The 17103-nt window shown below is 42.2% G+C and carries 15 protein-coding genes; 6 read left to right on the top strand and 9 right to left on the bottom strand.

Annotated elements, in window-relative coordinates:
• The gene (locus tag CL667_11685) at positions 1–645 is read left to right on the top strand and encodes a hypothetical protein (protein ID MAL18362.1); all 645 of its coding nucleotides are present in this window, start codon (positions 1–3) and stop codon (positions 643–645) included.
• Between the two features lie 175 nt (positions 646–820).
• On the opposite strand, the gene CL667_11680 is transcribed toward CL667_11685, so the two are convergent.
• Positions 821–1018 (bottom strand): hypothetical protein, encoded by a 198-nt coding sequence (locus CL667_11680; GenBank protein MAL18361.1) that lies wholly within the window; start codon positions 1016–1018, stop codon positions 821–823.
• A 145-nt stretch (positions 1019–1163) separates the two neighbouring features.
• Between CL667_11680 and CL667_11675 the strand changes: the two genes are divergently transcribed.
• From CL667_11675 to CL667_11665, 3 genes are all read left to right on the top strand, one after another.
• Positions 1164–2909, top strand: coding sequence for a hypothetical protein (locus CL667_11675; protein ID MAL18360.1), 1746 nt, complete (start codon positions 1164–1166; stop codon positions 2907–2909).
• Positions 2906–3673, top strand: a complete 768-nt coding sequence (locus tag CL667_11670; protein MAL18359.1) for a hypothetical protein — start codon at positions 2906–2908, stop codon at positions 3671–3673. Before CL667_11675 ends, CL667_11670 begins: the two co-directional genes overlap by 4 nt.
• Before the next feature lie 95 nt (positions 3674–3768).
• A complete protein-coding gene (locus CL667_11665) occupies positions 3769–5142 on the top strand; it encodes a peptidase M20 (protein MAL18358.1) in 1374 nt (457 codons plus the stop codon).
• Positions 5143–5392: 250 nt separating this feature from the next.
• Here CL667_11665 and CL667_11660 read toward each other — a convergent pair whose 3' ends face one another.
• The 8 genes from CL667_11660 to CL667_11625 all read right to left on the bottom strand — a co-directional run bounded on the left by CL667_11660 (position 5393) and on the right by CL667_11625 (position 15861).
• Positions 5393–6877: a hypothetical protein gene (locus CL667_11660; GenBank protein ID MAL18357.1), complete on the bottom strand. Its 1485-nt coding sequence runs from the start codon at positions 6875–6877 to the stop codon at positions 5393–5395.
• The gene (locus CL667_11655; GenBank protein MAL18356.1) at positions 6870–8228 is read right to left on the bottom strand and encodes a hypothetical protein; all 1359 of its coding nucleotides are present in this window, start codon (positions 8226–8228) and stop codon (positions 6870–6872) included. Before CL667_11655 ends, CL667_11660 begins: the two co-directional genes overlap by 8 nt.
• Positions 8229–8238: 10 nt before the next feature.
• Positions 8239–9498, bottom strand: a complete 1260-nt coding sequence (locus CL667_11650) for an RND transporter (GenBank protein ID MAL18355.1) — start codon at positions 9496–9498, stop codon at positions 8239–8241.
• Between the two features lie 141 nt (positions 9499–9639).
• Positions 9640–11868 (bottom strand): Na-K-Cl cotransporter, encoded by a 2229-nt coding sequence (locus CL667_11645; protein MAL18354.1) that lies wholly within the window; start codon positions 11866–11868, stop codon positions 9640–9642.
• A gap of 65 nt (positions 11869–11933) precedes the next feature.
• Positions 11934–12356: an aspartate 1-decarboxylase gene (locus CL667_11640; protein ID MAL18353.1), complete on the bottom strand. Its 423-nt coding sequence runs from the start codon at positions 12354–12356 to the stop codon at positions 11934–11936.
• Between the two features lie 10 nt (positions 12357–12366).
• The gene (locus CL667_11635; GenBank protein ID MAL18352.1) at positions 12367–13218 is read right to left on the bottom strand and encodes a pantoate--beta-alanine ligase; all 852 of its coding nucleotides are present in this window, start codon (positions 13216–13218) and stop codon (positions 12367–12369) included.
• A 64-nt stretch (positions 13219–13282) separates the two neighbouring features.
• Positions 13283–15028, bottom strand: coding sequence for a 2-oxoglutarate dehydrogenase, E2 component, dihydrolipoamide succinyltransferase (gene sucB, locus CL667_11630; GenBank protein MAL18351.1), 1746 nt, complete (start codon positions 15026–15028; stop codon positions 13283–13285).
• A 203-nt stretch (positions 15029–15231) separates the two neighbouring features.
• On the bottom strand, positions 15232–15861 hold the full coding sequence (locus CL667_11625; protein ID MAL18350.1) for a hypothetical protein: 630 nt from the start codon (positions 15859–15861) through the stop codon (positions 15232–15234).
• Between the two features lie 232 nt (positions 15862–16093).
• Here CL667_11625 and CL667_11620 point away from each other — a divergent pair, with 232 nt between their 5' ends.
• Together CL667_11620 and CL667_11615 are read left to right on the top strand one after the other, a co-directional pair.
• Complete coding sequence (locus tag CL667_11620) at positions 16094–16663, top strand: ribosome recycling factor (protein MAL18349.1); 570 nt, start codon at positions 16094–16096, stop codon at positions 16661–16663.
• Between the two features lie 71 nt (positions 16664–16734).
• Entirely contained in the window at positions 16735–17103 is a 369-nt protein-coding gene (locus CL667_11615; GenBank protein ID MAL18348.1) for a four helix bundle protein, read from the top strand.

Raw genomic sequence — 17103 nt, 5'->3', positions numbered from 1 at the left:
TTGATTCGAATATTTTCATATATCGCCCTTTTCGTATTGCTTACGGCTTCTGCTGTGAATGACGGAAGAAAGGCTAATGAAGCTTATGAAAATGGAAATTATGAGGAAGCCGAGCAGCTCTATCTTTCTGCTATTGAACAAAATCCAGATGATGGCAGGCTGTATTTTAATCTGGGTAATGCTCAGGCAAAACAAGGTAAGATTGAAGAAGCCATTCAGTCTTATATGGAATTTCGCGGTTTGGCAACTTCACCACAAGACAAAGCAAAAGCAGAATATAATATTGGAACACTGCTTGCCGAAGCTAAAAAATGGAAACCTTCCGCAACACATTTCAAAAATGCTCTGAAGCTAAACCCAACTGACTTTGATGCAAAGCATAACCTTGAACGTGCACTTGCCGAGCAAGAAAAAGAAGAAGGTGATGAGGACCAGCAACAGGAGAATCAAGAAAATCAGCCTCCTCCCGAGCCGAGCCAATATGCTATTGCCATGAAAGAACAAGCTGAAAAATTAGTGGCTCAGCGTAAGTATTCCGAAGCCTATAATTTGATGCAGCGAGCTCTCGAAGCCGATGAAACGGTGAGAGCTTTTAATGATTTCATAGAAAGAACGAAAAATGTTTCTGACATTAACTCCAATTGATAGTATGAAGAATTTACTTACTCTTACTTTTTCGATTCTGCTCGCCTCTTCGGCTTGGGCTCAATCTGCCGATGAATATTTCCATGGCGGAGCTCAGTCTTTTATTAATGCTGACCTTCAGACAGCTATCAATCAGGTCCAAAATGGGTTGAATAATTATCCTAACGATCCAAAGTTAAATGCTCTGATGCAAAAGCTTCAGGAAGAACAGGAGAAACAACAACAGCAACAGAATCAAGACCAGCAGCAGCAACAGCAGCAGCAAAACCAAGAGCAACAGGAGCAGGAACAACAAGAGCAAGAACAGGAAAACGAGGAACAGCAGGAGCAACAGGAACAGCAAGAAAGTGAAGGTGAAAATCAGGAAGAACAAGATCCACAGGACATGAACCCTGAAGACCTGAAATCACAGCAAATCAGCAAAGAGGACGCTGAAAAAATACTGCAAGCCCTGGCTCAAAAAGAAAAAGAACTCCTAAAAGAATTCAAGAAGAAAAAATCGGATGGAAGCGCCAAGCATGAGAAAGATTGGTAAGCTATTTTCTGTTTTTTTTCTGTTCATTGTACTAGCCTGTACCAATTCAATTCAGGCACAGAATATTACTGTCTCATCTTCCCTCTCAGAGACTAATATTTATTCGGGTGAGCAGGTTAGCCTTCAGGTTGTAATTTCAGGATCCAGCATGGGATCTGTTCAGCAACCTGCACTCCCCGAAATTGAAGGCCTCAGGTGGTTGCGTGGCAGCACATCAAGGGGACAAAAGTATTCACTGGTTAATGGAAACCCAACAGTAACCTACACATTTGGATATTCACTGATTGCTCAGTCTCCCGGAGAATACACGCTGCCTTCTATTCAAGTTGAGATTGACGGTTCTGAATATCGAACTCAGCCAGTAAACTTCAGGGTACTTGATCCTGCAACTATCAATTCAGGAGAGGCCGAACGTGCTCCCGAAATTTATGTTCGGCTTGAGCCAAGCACTAATTCTCCAGTTGTTGGTCAGCAGGTAGTTGTAGATGTTGTTCTTTATTTCAAAAATGGAATTGAAGTATCTTCATATCAACCTACGCCCGGCTGGAAAGCAGAAGGTTTCTGGAAAGAAGAACTCGAATATCCGCAACGAGCCCAAACATCCTCTACCATTGTTAATGGAGTTCGGTACCAGCGGGCACGACTTATACAATATGCCCTTTTCCCTACTAAATCGGGTGAACTTACACTCAGCCCCTTTGAAATAACGCTTTCGGTGAGGAAGCAAAGAAGTTCATCAGATCCCTTTGGGTTTGGGCTTGGGCAGGAGCGAATGAATATACAGTCAATACCCGTAGCTTTAGATGTACGCGCTCTCCCTGATCCTGGCAATGCTGAGTTTATAGGAGCCGTTGGAGACTTTGAAATCACCAGAGAAATCACCCCGAAAAATGCATTTGTAGGTGAGACTATTGAAATCACCACACGTATTACAGGAAGCGGAAATGTTCCCCTGATTAATAAACCTAATTATACATTTCCGGAAGAGCTCGAGAAATACAATCCCCAGCAAAGTTCTAATATTGACCGAAGAAATCGTCAGATTTCAGGTACCCGAACTTTTACTGACATTGTAATTGCACGGAATGAAGGAGAGTATTCCATCCCGGAAACCCGAATCGCTTATTTTGATCCTTCCGGAAACCGGTATCGGATAACAGAATTATCCCCATTGAACTTTATTGCAAAGCGGGATCCAAATGCGACTACCGTTGCCCAAACTGATTTACGGTTTGAGATTAAACCCATTACCGGACTTGCTCAATGGACTTCCACAAATCCTGAACCACTTTACCAAAAAGGCTGGGTTTGGACTCTTATCATATTACCGATTTTATTGACAGGTGGAGCTTTTGGCTTTAAGCATTATCAGGACCGCATGAGCACAGATATCGCTTTTGCTCGTTCAAGAACCGCATCAGACAAAGCTGACAAAACCTTGAAAGAAGCCGAAGCAACTGATGATTTGAAGCAAGGATATCACTTACTCGAAAAAGCACTTGTTCAGTTTATAACCGATAAGCTTAACTTACCACCGGCCGGATTATCTCATCAAGATATTATCACAAAAGTGGAAGGGTTCAATAAACCGGAAATCACTACCGAGTTAAAGCAGCTTTTAACTAAGTGTGAGACTATCGCTTATGCCCCAAATGCATCCCAAGAAACCCTGTCTGCTGATATCAATAAAACCAAAGAAGTCATAAAGAAAATTGGGAAACTGGTATGAGCCGAATTATGATTTCATTTATTTTCTTCTTGTTGATTGGATTTGGAGTTCAGGCTCAACAATCCACTCAAGCTACTTTTGATGAAGCCAACACCTTATTTGAAAATGGTGAACTGGGCGAAGCTATGAGTCTATATAAGTCCATTGCTACATCCGGCGAGGTTTCTGGAGCTTTATTTCTAAACATGGGAATTACTGCGGTGCAGCTGGACTCCATGGGATTAGCTAAGTACTACTTCTTAAAAGCCAGAGATTTTGAAACAACCCAGCAACAAGCAGAAACTGCGATCGATTATGTAAATAGCCAGTTTAGCCGTCAATCAGCCAAGCTCCCAAAACTACCCTGGGATAGAGCCGTGCAGTGGATAAATGATGTGCTTACCGCATCAGGATTATTTATAATCGGATTCTTCGTCACCCTCTCAGGACTGATTTTATTATATCTCGGATGGATGAATAAACTTCCGCTTGAAAAGACCTCCACAGCCATTCTGGTTTTGGTGATCGCAGGATCCACTTTGGCGGGGTTAGCTTTTTATGCTGACTATGTGAATCAACGATATGACGAAGCTGTTTTGGTTAGCAACTCACAGCGGGTTTTGCAGTCACCTAATACAGAAGCCACGCTCGAAAGTATTGCCTATGAAGGCTACGATTTGACGGTAGATCACTGGGAAAGTGAAAAACATCCTGATTGGCTGTACGTCAGGCTAGGAAACGGCCAATATGGGTGGATAAAAAACGAAGGACTTAAAATATTGTAAACTTTAATTGCAGGCAGAAGTTTAAGCTCAGCATGGTTATTTTTGCACCGGATTATTTTTTGCCTTTGCCTAACCATAAATAACGTTTTCTCTTAATGAGTACTACTCAAGAATATATTGATCAGAATAAAGACAAATTTGTTGAAGAGCTGTTTGAACTGCTTCGGATACCCAGTATCAGCACTGACTCCACTAAGAAAGAGGAAATAAAAAAAGCGGCTAGCTTTCTGGTTTCACAACTTGAAAGCATGAAATTGGAGACAGTCAAAACTTTTGAGACGCCCGGTAATCCGATTGTGTATGCCGAGCATTGCCCACATGATGACCGCCCTACGGTTTTGATTTATGGCCACTATGATGTTCAACCTTCTGATCCTGATGAATTATGGGATACGCCCCCTTTTGAACCAACGGTGAAAGACGGACTCATTTATGCCCGTGGTGCAAGTGATGATAAGGGACAAGCTTTTACTCATGTCAAAGCCCTTGAGTCTTTTGTTGAAACCGGTCAAGAAATCCCTGTAAACGTTAAGATTGTATTAGAGGGAGAAGAAGAAATTGGATCGCCTAATCTTGTCCCTTTTCTTGAAGCAAACCAAGATCTGTTGGCGTGTGATATGGTTCTCATTTCTGATACAGCAATGTTCGGGAAAGACCAACCCTCCATTACCTATGGCTTACGTGGGCTTGCATACATGGAAGTTGAAGTGGTTGGGCCAAATCGTGATTTACACTCCGGGGTATATGGCGGTGCCGTTGAAAATCCGGTAAACGTACTTTGTGAAATTATTGCAAAATTGAAGGATGAAGACGGTGTCATTCAAATTCCCGGCTTTTATGATAATGTAATCCCTCTTACCGAAACGGAACGGGAAACGTATAAACAACTTCCCTTTGACGAAGAAGAATATAAACGCACATTAGATGTTAAGGCCCTCCACGGCGAGAAAGGCTATAGTACTTTAGAAAGATCTTCGGCTCGCCCAACCTTAGATGTAAATGGAATTTGGGGAGGTTACACAAAAGAAGGAGCTAAAACGGTACTACCTTCCAAAGCTAACGCTAAAGTGAGTATGCGCCTCGTTCCAGATCAGCATCCCAAGGAAATTGCTAAAATGTTTAAAGAACATGTTGAGTCCTTAGCACCTGATACCGTGAAAGTTACTGTGAGTGAACACCACGGCGGCTTCGCTTCGGTTACGGATCTCGATTTTTACGGGCTTAAAGCAGGAGCCAAGGCTTTTGAAGACATTTATGGTACAGAAGCATTGTTTTCCAGAGAAGGCGGCTCTATCCCGATCGTTGCGGATTTTAAACGTGTTCTTGGAGTTGAATCCATCCTGATGGGCTTTGGATTGACAAGCAATGCCATCCATTCTCCAAACGAGAACTTTTCACTGAAAGATTTTCACCGAGGCATCAAAACTTCCGCCCGCTTTATGGAATTGCTTCCTGATTTTTCTTCTTAAGAGTTCTTAAGGGCGAAAGGAACTTCATCTGAGTCCGATGAATGTTTAAGGGTGGGGCATTTTGTATTCATCTTTTGGCGGATGTCTGCATTATGAATTTGTTTGCTATTTACAATCGTCAGACCGCTGAGACATCCTATCCCTGTTCAGGTTTTTTACTGAAGCGGTCGGACGAAATTGGACCAAAACCGTTCTGCGAAAATCTGTTTGATCCGTGTTATCTGCGTTCTATTCCTACGTAATCATTGACCTAAATATCAGTGTCCAGAACTATAGGTTGTCCTCGTTCAAAATTGTATAAAGTGAGTCTGCGAAGATTGTAATATCCCGTCCAGTAATTTCTAAGCGACTGAATGTAGCTCCTTCTGGCACTGTCCTTTTCGTTTTGGGCAATGAATAAGTTCGTCACATCAATCTTCCCAATCAGGTATCGGTTTTTTGCCACTTCATAGCGCCGGTCTGCAATTTCATCAGAAGTCTCCGCCAATTCAACCTGACTGCGAAGCTGAGAAAATTCCCTCACAGTACTCCTTACACTCAGGTCAAACTGAAGCTTTTGATAAGCAATAGTATTTGCTGTTGCAGCCTGTTGATTTCTTGCGGCCTGAATTTCTGCCGTATTCTTCCCCCAATTAAAAATCGGGATTTGAAATCCTAATGTGAAGAATTGGCGGTTTTGAGGGTCACTATATACATCCGCAAAATCTTCTGCTGTTTGGTTTAACCCATAACTAGCCTGAATACTTGCGGAAAAGCCAGCCTCTTTTCGAGCCTGATCATAGGACTGGTTGGCCTGAATCTCACTAAGCTCAAACTCCAAGGATGTGCTATTATTCTCCCTGGCAAGCTCCAGAGCTTTGTCAATATCGATGTTCAAAACGGGTGCATCTTCCGGTATAATTACTTCAACCGTGGTTTGATCCGGAATCCCTAAAAGCGCCTTAAAATTTTCTTCGGCTCGCTGGAAGTTTAGATTAGCCGTGGTAAGTGAAGTCTCAGCATTTCTTAACGCCAACTCACTTTGAAGCAGGTCATTTTCCGCAATACTACCTACCTGATATCGCCCACTTGAAATATTATAGATCGAATCGTTAACGGTGACGTTGAATTCAGCTACTTCAACATTGATCTTAGCCAAGAGAAAATCAAAAAAGCTTTGTGTTACATTGAAAGACAGATCTTCCATGTCTTCCACAAACTGTTTCTGAGCTATCTGGTAGCGAAGTGGTTCAATTTTATTTCTCCATTTTAGGCTATTGAACTGAAAAAGCGGCTGGAAGTAGGTAGCGACTAAAGGGGTACTTTGCCACCGATAAATGTTTTGGTCGTTGAGCCCTCCATCAAAAAGAATAAGCCGATTAATACCGCTCGATAGAGATAATCGCCCGCCGGTTGGCATTATATTTTGATTGATCGAGAGGTTAACCGATGATTGGGACTGACTCTCCTCTTGGTAGGTTGTTGTACCGTCGTCAAGCCTGTTGGCTGTAATCGCTCTGCTAAAACCCGGAACATCACCATCCAAATCAAGGCTCGGGAGTAAATCGGCACGAAATGATTTAAACCTCCATTTTGCTGAAACCAGCTGAAAGTTCGCTGCTCGGGCCAACGGGCTATTTTCTTTTGCGATAGAAATACTTTCGTCTAAAGTAAGCGTCCGTTGATTTTGAGCCTGTATGTTCAGCGAACCGAAGGCCAGGGCAATGATCAGAAGTCCAAAAAAATGCTTATTCATGTCGTAATGCGTGTACAGGGTCGTGTTGGGCCGCTCGTTTTGCCGGGTAATATCCAAATACTACCCCGATAACAACGGCAACTCCGAATGAAATTAAAATTGAAATAGGTGTTACCACCGTGGCTATCTCAGCACTAGCCTCAATTGCATAACTGAAAGCCATTCCCAGGATAATGCCAATCACTCCACCCGAGATACTAATGGTAAGAGCTTCTGTGAGAAACTGTAGTTCGATATCTTTTTTCTGTGCTCCAACTGCCATACGGACTCCAATTTCCCGATATCGTTCTACCACAGAAGCCAGCATAATATTCATAATCCCAATACCCCCAACAATTAAAGAGATCGATGCTATGGAGGAGAGCACAAGGTTAAAAATTCGCTTTGTTCTCTGCTCTTGCTGAAGAAGTTGTTCCGGTACAATAATTTCATAATCAACAACACCGTTATGGCGGCGTTTTAACATCCGGGAAAGAACTTCCGCTATAGAAACACTGTATTTTGAATCCGTGACGCGAACAATGAGTTTATCCAACTGGTGATAGTTCTCTGACCCAGCTTCCTCTTCCTCATCATTTCCTCCAAAAATCATAACGCGCATTCCGCCGCCGGCTGAGGCATCAATGTCATCTTTTGTAACCAACCCACGGTTCTTAAATCTCAACAAAATGGTTGTGGCAGGAGTAAAAATATCGAGATTATAATTACGGATACCCAGGCTTTGAATGTTCTCTGTTGTAAGTTCTTTCTTCTCTAAAACCCCAATAACAGTTAGCCAAAGGTTACCCACCTTTATCTTTTTACCCATCGGATCTTCTCCGGCAAAAAATTTGGCTCTTACATCGGAACCAATTATACAAACGGGAGATGAGTTTCGTATTTGTTCGGTGCTAAAATTATTTCCGTTTTGAATGGTGAAATTATTAATCTCAAAATATTCATCATTCACTCCCACAACTTTTCCGCTGCGCATCCGGGCATTTCGGATAAAGTTTGTATCAAAAATAATTTCAGGGCTTATATACTCTACCTCCGGCATAATTCGCTTAATGCTATTCAGATCCTGCAGCGTCAACCCAGGGGAGTATTTTCTTTGATTGCCTTCTGATTCGCCATCTTCACCAACCGTTCCTTCAACCTGTTCCATTATCGGCTGAATGATGACATTATTGGTACCTAATAGCTGCATTTGAGATAAGATCTCTTGCTGAGCTCCGGTTCCAATGGCGAGCATCGCAATTACCGATGCTACCCCAAAAATAATCCCCAATGAAGTAAGTAAGGCTCGAAGTTTATTGCGCTGAATCGCTTCAATCGCAATATCAAAATTGTAGAGTATTTTATTTAGCACGGAAGTTCCTTTATCGCTTAGTGATTGGTTCACTGAGCATCTTTCTCTCTACACCAGCGGTATCTTCAGGCACCGTCAGATATAACTCGTCATCTATAGATACCCCGTTATAAATAACTACTGAGTTGTCGTTCATCTCACCTAACTCCACCTGTTGCATCAATGGGTAAATTCCGTCTTTCTTAAATACAAAGCTTAAAGAGTCAACGGCATGAACAGCTTCGAGTGGCACAAACAGAGCATCATTCGTTCTGTTGATCAGGATTTTGTTGCTTGTGGTCATAGCCGGGCGCAGCAAACTGTCTCTCTCATTTATTTCAATTATTACTTCAAACACTTTGGAGTCATAATTTTTTCTTTGCTCTCCAATGTTTGCTACATCCGTAACGGTACCGGTTAGCTTTTTATCCGGAACTGCATCTAGCCCAATAGTTACTTTCTGGCCTAACGCTACTTTTTGAATGTCCACTTCGTTGATATATGTCACAGATTCCATCACCGAGAAATCAGGCAATTCGGCTACTACCGGACTCCATGCACTTATCTGTTCTCCTTCTGTAATCTTAGATCCGTCCCAGTTTCGGCGATATATCACCATCCCTTGATCAGGAGCATACACGGTAAACTGAGTCATTAACTCCCTAATCTTTCTGATCTCATTTTGTTTCTTGGTGAGCTCAGCTTCTACTTCACGAAGTTTAGCTTCATTCTGCTTTACCTTAGTCTGATAATTTTTTGTCTCCTGGGCTAACTGGCGCCGTGCTTTATCTAAAGAAATCTCTGCTTGCCGCTGTACTGCAGGTGACTCATACTGCGACTGATCTACCTCAATCTGGCGTTCTTCTAACGCAAACTCCAGGTTGATCAAATTATCCCTGGCCTGCGATAACTCAAGCGTACTATCTAACTGCGCCTGAGTAACCTGAGATTCAGCACTTTGCAGATCAAGTTGTGCATCCTGAAGTTTACCCATGATTTCAGAACGATCAAGTTCCGCAATGAAGTCCCCCTCTTTAACGATGGTTCCTTCTGGGATTAAACGCTGTATTGTTAAGTTATTTACACGAAACTCGCGGACGCCCTGAGGGCCGGTTATTTCTGTAGAATTTTTAGCTCGAAGTTCTCCGGTGCTCGTTACATCAACAACAAATTCACCCTGTGATGGGCGGGTTGTAAGCTCAATAGCTTCTGTACTTTCCCCTCCGAATATGAACCAAGCCCCTAATGAGAGGACAAATGCGATAGCCGGAATTAAATATTTTTTCTTCATGTGGTAAATAGTTTAAAAAAGTGAAGCTAAATATACTTCTTTTATACATTGACGAGTGTACTAAGTAAATAGTTTTACAAGTACGCTAATGTATTGATTTTATTGTCTTATAAACAATAAATATATGTGAATAGTGAAAAATCACTCCTGACTCTGCATTAAAACATCCCCAAACGATATTTCTTCTGCCGCAAGAATGAGCATAGTTGTGGGAAGGCCCTTTAATCGCTCCTGCATTTTTTCGTAATAGGCTTCGAAATTTTCGTCCGGTTGCGCCATCCCCAGAAAAACCAGATCTGCATCTTTTGAAGATTCGTGCAAAATTTCGTCAAAGGATCGGCCTTCTGAAACTAAGATTTCGGCAGTAGCGCCGGTTCTGGCTTTTTCAATAAAACCGGAGACATTTCGATAAGCGTCTTCGGCTGCCTTTTCGGAGTCAACCACCATTTTGATCCGCACTTCCGCATCCCACCAATCGCGGCTAGTCTTTAATAAATAGGCGGCTATCATCATCAACCCGCCATTTCCTTTTAGACCGCCCCACCAAACATCAATTGTTTTCTTCTCCCCATAACCTTTCTCCTTGTCATCATGCACTATGATTATATTTCTTTTAAGCCGGTGAAAGTTTTGAATCATCTTACAATATTGCTTCCGAATTTTAAGGTCTTCACTATCACCCAAAATAATGGTGTTGGGCACCAAAGCTCCCAATCCATATGCTTTAACTAGCCTTTCCGCTCCTTTAAAAGCATCGGGTTCTGAAGTAACTCGCACCAAAGCTTGCACACTTCGGCTTGCCAGGAAATCTCTTATGGACTTCTCCATTTGTGCGATTTTTTCTGGAAGGATATTTTTGCTTGTCAAAACCGTAGCGATCGTCATTAATCCACGGTTATGGGTTAGTGATAGAGCAAAATCAATAAGGTGCCATCTTTTGGTGGGCGCTCCGGTAAGTACTAATGGATTGGGTCGCCATGTTTTTGCCTCCTCACTGGAACCTAAATGAAGCAGTCCCGCACGGGTAATAGCCATCCAGATTCCACGCCTTACATCACCCCAAGCCGACTGTAGCTCTCTACGCTCTAGCCATACATAAATCGCTATTACAAACAGGAATGCAATGCCGGTAGCCAAAGCATTGATTAAAAACATAACACTAACACATCCTAATGCTCCCAAAATGGAAAACGCCCAGTGTACTTTAAACTCGGGCCGAAATGAAGGACTCTCAAGTAATCGCTCTATACCCGCTGTGATATTCAGGACTCCATAGGTCGTTAAAAAGAACATGGTAAGAATTGGAGCAATCAGGTTTAAATTCCCAAAATAAACAGCCGCAAGTGCAACCCCCAGTGTTACTATAGTTCCTATACGCGGAGTGTCATCCTTGCCATCACCACGACCTAACCATCCTAACCAACGGGGCAATACTTTATCACGGGCAAGAGCCTGCAAAACTCTTGGGGCGCCCATAATACTCCCAACCGCACTTGATAAGGTAGCCCCCCAAACACCAATCAAAATAGCATCTCCCCAATACGAAATCTTTCGCATAATTAATGGGTCTTCTATCAACGTGAGTGCATCTGCTCGGGTTGCTAAGATGATTGGAAGGACCATGTAAATCACATAACCAACACCAATGGCATAAAATGTACCTTTTGGTATCGATTCTTTGGGATCCTTTAGATCTCCGGACATATTGACTCCGGCCATGATACCAGTTACGGCAGGGAAAAATACCGCAAAAACAACCCAGAACCCGGCCGAATTCTCAGGTGACGCTCCCCACATTTCTATACTTGACTGCTCAACGGGACTTCCAAAAATCAGTGAAAGCAAGGAGAGCACAATCCCAAACATGATGAAATACTGAGCCCGAATTGCCGCTTTAGCTGAAATTAAAGCCAATAAAGCCACTGCTATGGTTGTGACGATACCTACAACTTTTATGCTCAGTTCAGGGAAGACGCCTACCACACTTTCAGCAAAACCGATGGTATAAAGTGCAATTGAAAATGCCTGGGCAAGATATAATGGGATCCCAATTGCCCCGCCTGACTCAATTCCAAGCGAACGGCTTATCATGTAATATGCCCCTCCTGTTCTTACCCGCTGGTCGGTTGCAATGGAGGCAATAGAAAGGGCTGTCAAAAAAGTAATGGACGTTGCGATGGTTACGATAAGAAGAGTACCAATCAGCCCAACATTACCTACTACCCATCCAAAACGCAGGTACATAATAACCCCGAGGATGGTAAGAATAGATGGGGTGAATACACCGCCAAAAGTACCCAGCCCTTCGCTGGAAGATTTAACTACCTCTTGAGCCTCGGGCACATTTCTCTTGAAAATATTATTCTTCATCAAAATAGGATGAAGGAATACTCAGGGCACGATTTACAAACTTGATATGTGAGGAAATAAACTGCTTAGTCAATGAGGGTGTTGTCAACCAAGCCGGATTTCATATCGTAAGATGTTCCAGGCTGAGTGTTATCCAGTATTTCTTTTGGATCGTTATTCTCATCAACTATAACTACTCTCGGCTTATGCTCTTTAGCTTCTTCCGGAGTCATCTCGGCATAGCTGATTACAATAATTCTATCCCCAACATGGGTCATGCGAGCAGCGGCTCCATTCAGGCAGCAAACACGACTTCCTCTCTCTCCCGGAATGGTGTAAGTTTCTAAGCGAGATCCATTTGTGATATTGAGCACCTGCACTTTTTCGTAGGGCAGAAGATTAGCGGCATCCAGCAAGTCCTGATCGATAGTAATACTACCTTCATACATCAGGTTGGCTTCGGTCACTGCCATTTGGTGCAGTTTTGATTTAAACATCGTGATCTTCATGGTGCTACTTTCAGAGGTCTAAAATTATATTATCAATGAGGCGAGTCTTTCCTAAATAAACAGCGCCGGCGAGTATATATGTTTTCCCAGGCTCCAATTTCTCTACTGGATGCATCTCTTTCTGTGAAAACACATTAAGATAATCATTTTTGAATCCTTTCGCTTCCAACTCATCCTGCTGGTGTTTTAACAATAATGAGGGCTCATCCACTCCATCCCGAATTTGCTTCTCTACATACTGCAGTGCCCGATATAGACTTGGCGCAATCTTCCGCTCCTGATCACTCAAGTAAGCGTTACGGCTACTAAGAGCTAACCCATCATTAGCACGTGCAATAGGTCCGGCAATCAGTTTTATGTTATGGTTGAATTCTTCCACCATTTGGGAAAGGATCTGAAACTGCTGGATATCTTTTTGCCCGAACACGGCAAAATCCGGTTTTATAATGTTAAAGAGTTTATTCACCACCAACACAATCCCTTCAAAAAAACCGGGGCGACTTACCCCATCCATATGTTCATTAAGCGTATCTATCTTGATGCTCAAATATTTTTTATCTGAGCCATACATGATTTCGTCATTTGGAGTAAAAACCGCTGCAACGCCTTCCTTTTCACAGGCCTTCAAGTCTTCTTCCATTTGGCGGGGATAGCTCTCAAAATCTTCATTAGGGCCAAACTGCTCGGGATTTACATAAATTGAGACAACTACCTCGTCAGCATTCTCTTTAGCTAAACGGATCAGTGATAAGTGTCCTTCATGCAAAGCACCCATAGTTGGCACAAAAGCTATGGTTTTGCCATCGGCTCTTAAACCGGCAACCGCTTCTCGAATTTCATTTATGGATGCAATTTGCTTCATGCTCAAATAAAAAGAGACGCCAATTTCATAGCGTCTCCAAATTTTACGAAGATGAGAATTCTATTTAAACCGAACGATCCATATCAAAATCTTCCAGAATCTCTTTGATGCGATTCAAGAAAGCTCCGCCATGGGCGCCGTCAATAATTCGGTGATCATAACTCATAGATAGATACATCATATGACGGATCGCAATTACATCTCCGGCTTCGGTTTCCATAACAACGGGGCGTTTTTCAATAGCGCCGGTTCCAATAATGGCAACTTGTGGCTGATTTATAATTGGTGTACCCATCAAGTTCCCAACACTTCCGTAATTGGTTAAAGTGATAGTACCGCCTACCAAGTCATCAGGACTTAATTTCTTGCTTCGGGCTTTTTCAGCTACTTCATTAACTGCATTTGCAAGACCAACCAGGTTTTTCTCCTGAGCTTTCTTAATTACAGGCACAATCAGTCCGCCTTCACCTCCGGTTCCAAGCGCTACCGCAAGGCCAAAGTTAATGTCTTTCTTAAGGTGAATTTCATCACCATTTACAGAACTGTTAATTAGTGGAAATTCAAGCATCCCTGTTATAATAGCTTCTACAAACAGTGGAGTAAATGTCAGTTTAGTGCCGGTTTTATCAAAGAACTTGCCTTTATTGGCATTTCTCCATCGCACCATATTAGTAACATCCACCTCAGCAAAAGTAGTTACATGAGCAGAGGTCTGTTTTGACCGAACCATATGCTCCGCAATCATCTTCCGCATGCGGTCCATTTTTATAATCTCAACATCACCGGAAGGTGAGTGAGATACATCCAGCTGACCTGCTGATATTGACCCGTCTGAAGACTTCGATGTTGAAGTTGGCTTACTAAGTCCACCACCTGAAGGTTTGCTCTGCTGTGCTGGTGCAGAAACTTTCCCGGATTTTCGATCATCTACATATGCCAGAATATCTTTTTTAGAAACCCGTCCACCTTGACCTGAGCCATCAATACTCTCAAGTTCTTGCTGACTGATTCCTTCTTCTTTTGCTATTGACCGAACTAGTGGTGAATAAAATCTTCCATCATCACCTACACGCTGTGGCTCTGACCCACCGGAACTTCCATTTGAAGAAACCGCAGCAGGCTGTGTTTCTTGTTTAGCCGGCTCAGCTTTGTCTTCTTTCTTAGGAGCTGAGCTGCTTGATTTAGGACTGGCCGAAGCACCCTCACCTGTAGCAATTATTGCGATGGTTTGACCAACCTCAATCGTGTCATTTTCTTCGGCGAGAATTTCAACCAGTGTACCTGCCGTTGGAGAAGGTACTTCGCTATCAACCTTATCAGTTGAGATCTCTAAAAGTGTTTCGTCTTCTTCTACCTTATCGCCTACCTGCTTTGACCAGCCGATTACTGTAGCTTCAACAACAGACTCACCCATTTGAGGCATTTGAACTTCAATACGTTCGCCTTCGTCTCCACCACCTGAGCTTGGTGCCGGGGCAGACTCTTCTTCAGGCTCAGATTCTTCTGTAGCCGGCTCTTCGGCTTTAGCTTCATCAGTTCCACCAGAGGATACATCCCCTGCAGCATCTGCATCGGTTTCAATAATGGCAATCGGTTTTCCTACTTCAATCACATCTCCTTCTTCAGCAAGTACTTCAACAAGTACACCCGCCTCAGGAGAGGGCACCTCAGTGTCTACCTTATCGGTAGCAACTTCGAGCAAGGTTTCATCCACCTCAACAGTATCACCAACGTTTTTGGCCCACTCTATTACTGTGCCTTCCATTACCGATTCGCCCATTTGGGGCATAACCACTTCTACCTTCGCCATAAAATTGTTTTGTTTTCGCCTGTAAGGCGGTTTTTAAGGAATTTTCAACGGACCCTAAAGTTCATGATAATTCCAATTAGTTCAAAATAAGTATCGTTCCTTTAAAATTTGGAAAAGCGCTTTTTTAGAGGGCTAGACAACCCATACTTATTTAAATTATGTTACATGCGGCTTCTTATGAGAGTTCAGCAATTCTTAGTTTACTATTCAAATGGGGCTCTGTTTTTTGCATGTGCAAAATTGTGATGGATAGCTTTAAAGTTTTTCAGATCCCCAAACCAGTTCATTGCCTCTTCATTTTGAATTTTTGTAAGCTTATCTAATGTATATGCATGCCAACTACTGAAAGGCCAGTCGCTTAGATTTTCAGTGAAGCCGTGGTGGATGGGGTTGTTATGAATGTAAGCGATAAGGCGGATGAAGTATTCATCGGAGTGAATTAGTTTTCTTTGAAATGGTCTTTTGAATAATGAGCCCTTTCTATCATACATGTTGTTATAAGCTTTGGTGTATCCGTTGAACAAGTTACTAAACTGTTGAGATACCAGACCTGACAGGTTTTGGAAACCTGTCAGGTCTTTGCTCTTTTTAGATTTTTTCTCTCTATAAAAATCTTTCAATACATCCTCACTTTTCACCCGCACCATCAAATGCAGGTGATTAGGCATTAAGCAATAGGCAAAGGTGTCAACTACAGGGTGTACATGGTATTGATACTTCTCTAAAAAATAGTTGTAATTTTCTTTACTCCGGAAGAGATCTTCATCACCATTTGCATGTGTCCAGATATGATAGGTATGCCCCGATGTTAATGGAATTACCTGTTTTGACATAGTCGCTGTTATTTTCATACCTGATAGCTTTTTAAAGACCTATCGGGTATAGGTTTTACACAAGTTCTCTTATCAAATAGTAAGAGCGTCAAAACGCATATTCCTTACAAACTAAATTTTATGTCGACGTCAGACCTCATAATAGTTCAACGTTCTTCAGGGTTTGTCCTCATTAATGATTTTGTTAACTTCGAAAAGTTAGTCACTCAGCATAAATAAAAGACTCGGCATTATGATATCGCAAGAATTACAAGAAATTATTGATGAAGCTGACCTCCATATGGACGAAGCAACAGGATATTTTAAAAAAGAATTATCACATGTAAGGGCAGGAAAAGCTAGCCCGGCTCTGCTTGAGGGCATCAAAGTAGAATATTATGGTTCCCAAACACCGCTACAGCAGCTTGCTAATGTAAGTGCTCCCGAAGCTCGCCTGCTGGTTGTACAGCCTTATGATAAAAGTGCCATGGAAGATATTGAAAAAGGAATTATGTCGGCCGGACTTGGACTCAACCCAAACAACGATGGCGAGCGTATTTTAATCCCACTTCCTGTTTTGACTGAAGAACGTCGTAAGGAATTGGTCAAGCATTCAAAAGACATTGCTGAAAAAGCAAAAATCAGCATCCGAAATACACGCCGTGACGCCAATGACTCCATCAAGAAAAAAGTAGAAAGCGAGTCCCTTTCTGAAGATTCAAAGTTCGAAGCTGAATCAGAAGTGCAGACACTTACTGACAAATACACTGCCAAAGTGGATGAGTTAGTTGAGAAGAAAGAAAAAGAAATAATGACTGTGTAAGGGATACGAGTTGCGGGTTACGGGTTGTTCTTACCTTTTCAACTCTATTGCCATCTTTTTAAAATGTATTTATGAAAAGTTATACAGACTTAGATATATACAAGATGGCTTATGAGCTGGCACTTGAAGTTCATAAACTCACAATGACCCTTCCGAAATACGAAATGTATGAGCAGGGGAGTCAAGTTCGTCGTTCATTGAAAAGCATAAAAGATAACATAGCAGAAGGGTATGGGAGAAGACGGTATAAAGATGAGTTTATTCGATTCCTGATTTTTGCTAATTCTTCTTGCGACGAAACAGTCTCTCAGCTCAACATGATCAGTGATATTCACTTTAAAGAAAATCCTCTTACTGATTTATTGAACAGATACGATATATTAGGACGCAAAATTAATAGTTTCATCAATTATGTTGAAACGAGCTGGAAAATAAACTAA

Source organism: Balneola sp. (genome assembly GCA_002694685.1).
In the GTDB taxonomy this organism is placed as follows: Bacteria; Bacteroidota; Rhodothermia; order Balneolales; family Balneolaceae; genus Gracilimonas.
This window is presented reverse-complemented; position numbering and strand designations above follow the sequence as displayed.

Bases quoted from the DNA above. Each gene is read 5' to 3' on its own strand.
- CL667_11650 (MAL18355.1), bottom strand. From the start codon at position 9,498: ATGAAGAAAAAATATTTAATTCCGGCTATCGCATTTGTCCTCTCATTA.
- CL667_11660 (MAL18357.1), bottom strand. From the start codon at position 6,877: ATGAATAAGCATTTTTTTGGACTTCTGATCATTGCCCTGGCCTTCGGT.
- CL667_11670 (MAL18359.1), top strand. From the start codon at position 2,906: ATGAGCCGAATTATGATTTCATTTATTTTCTTCTTGTTGATTGGATTT.
- CL667_11675 (MAL18360.1), top strand. From the start codon at position 1,164: ATGAGAAAGATTGGTAAGCTATTTTCTGTTTTTTTTCTGTTCATTGTA.
- sucB (MAL18351.1), bottom strand. From the start codon at position 15,028: ATGGCGAAGGTAGAAGTGGTTATGCCCCAAATGGGCGAATCGGTAATG.
- CL667_11615 (MAL18348.1), top strand. From the start codon at position 16,735: ATGAAAAGTTATACAGACTTAGATATATACAAGATGGCTTATGAGCTG.
- CL667_11635 (MAL18352.1), bottom strand. From the start codon at position 13,218: ATGAAGCAAATTGCATCCATAAATGAAATTCGAGAAGCGGTTGCCGGT.
- CL667_11620 (MAL18349.1), top strand. From the start codon at position 16,094: ATGATATCGCAAGAATTACAAGAAATTATTGATGAAGCTGACCTCCAT.
- CL667_11640 (MAL18353.1), bottom strand. From the start codon at position 12,356: ATGAAGATCACGATGTTTAAATCAAAACTGCACCAAATGGCAGTGACC.
- CL667_11625 (MAL18350.1), bottom strand. From the start codon at position 15,861: ATGTCAAAACAGGTAATTCCATTAACATCGGGGCATACCTATCATATC.
- CL667_11645 (MAL18354.1), bottom strand. From the start codon at position 11,868: ATGAAGAATAATATTTTCAAGAGAAATGTGCCCGAGGCTCAAGAGGTA.
- CL667_11665 (MAL18358.1), top strand. From the start codon at position 3,769: ATGAGTACTACTCAAGAATATATTGATCAGAATAAAGACAAATTTGTT.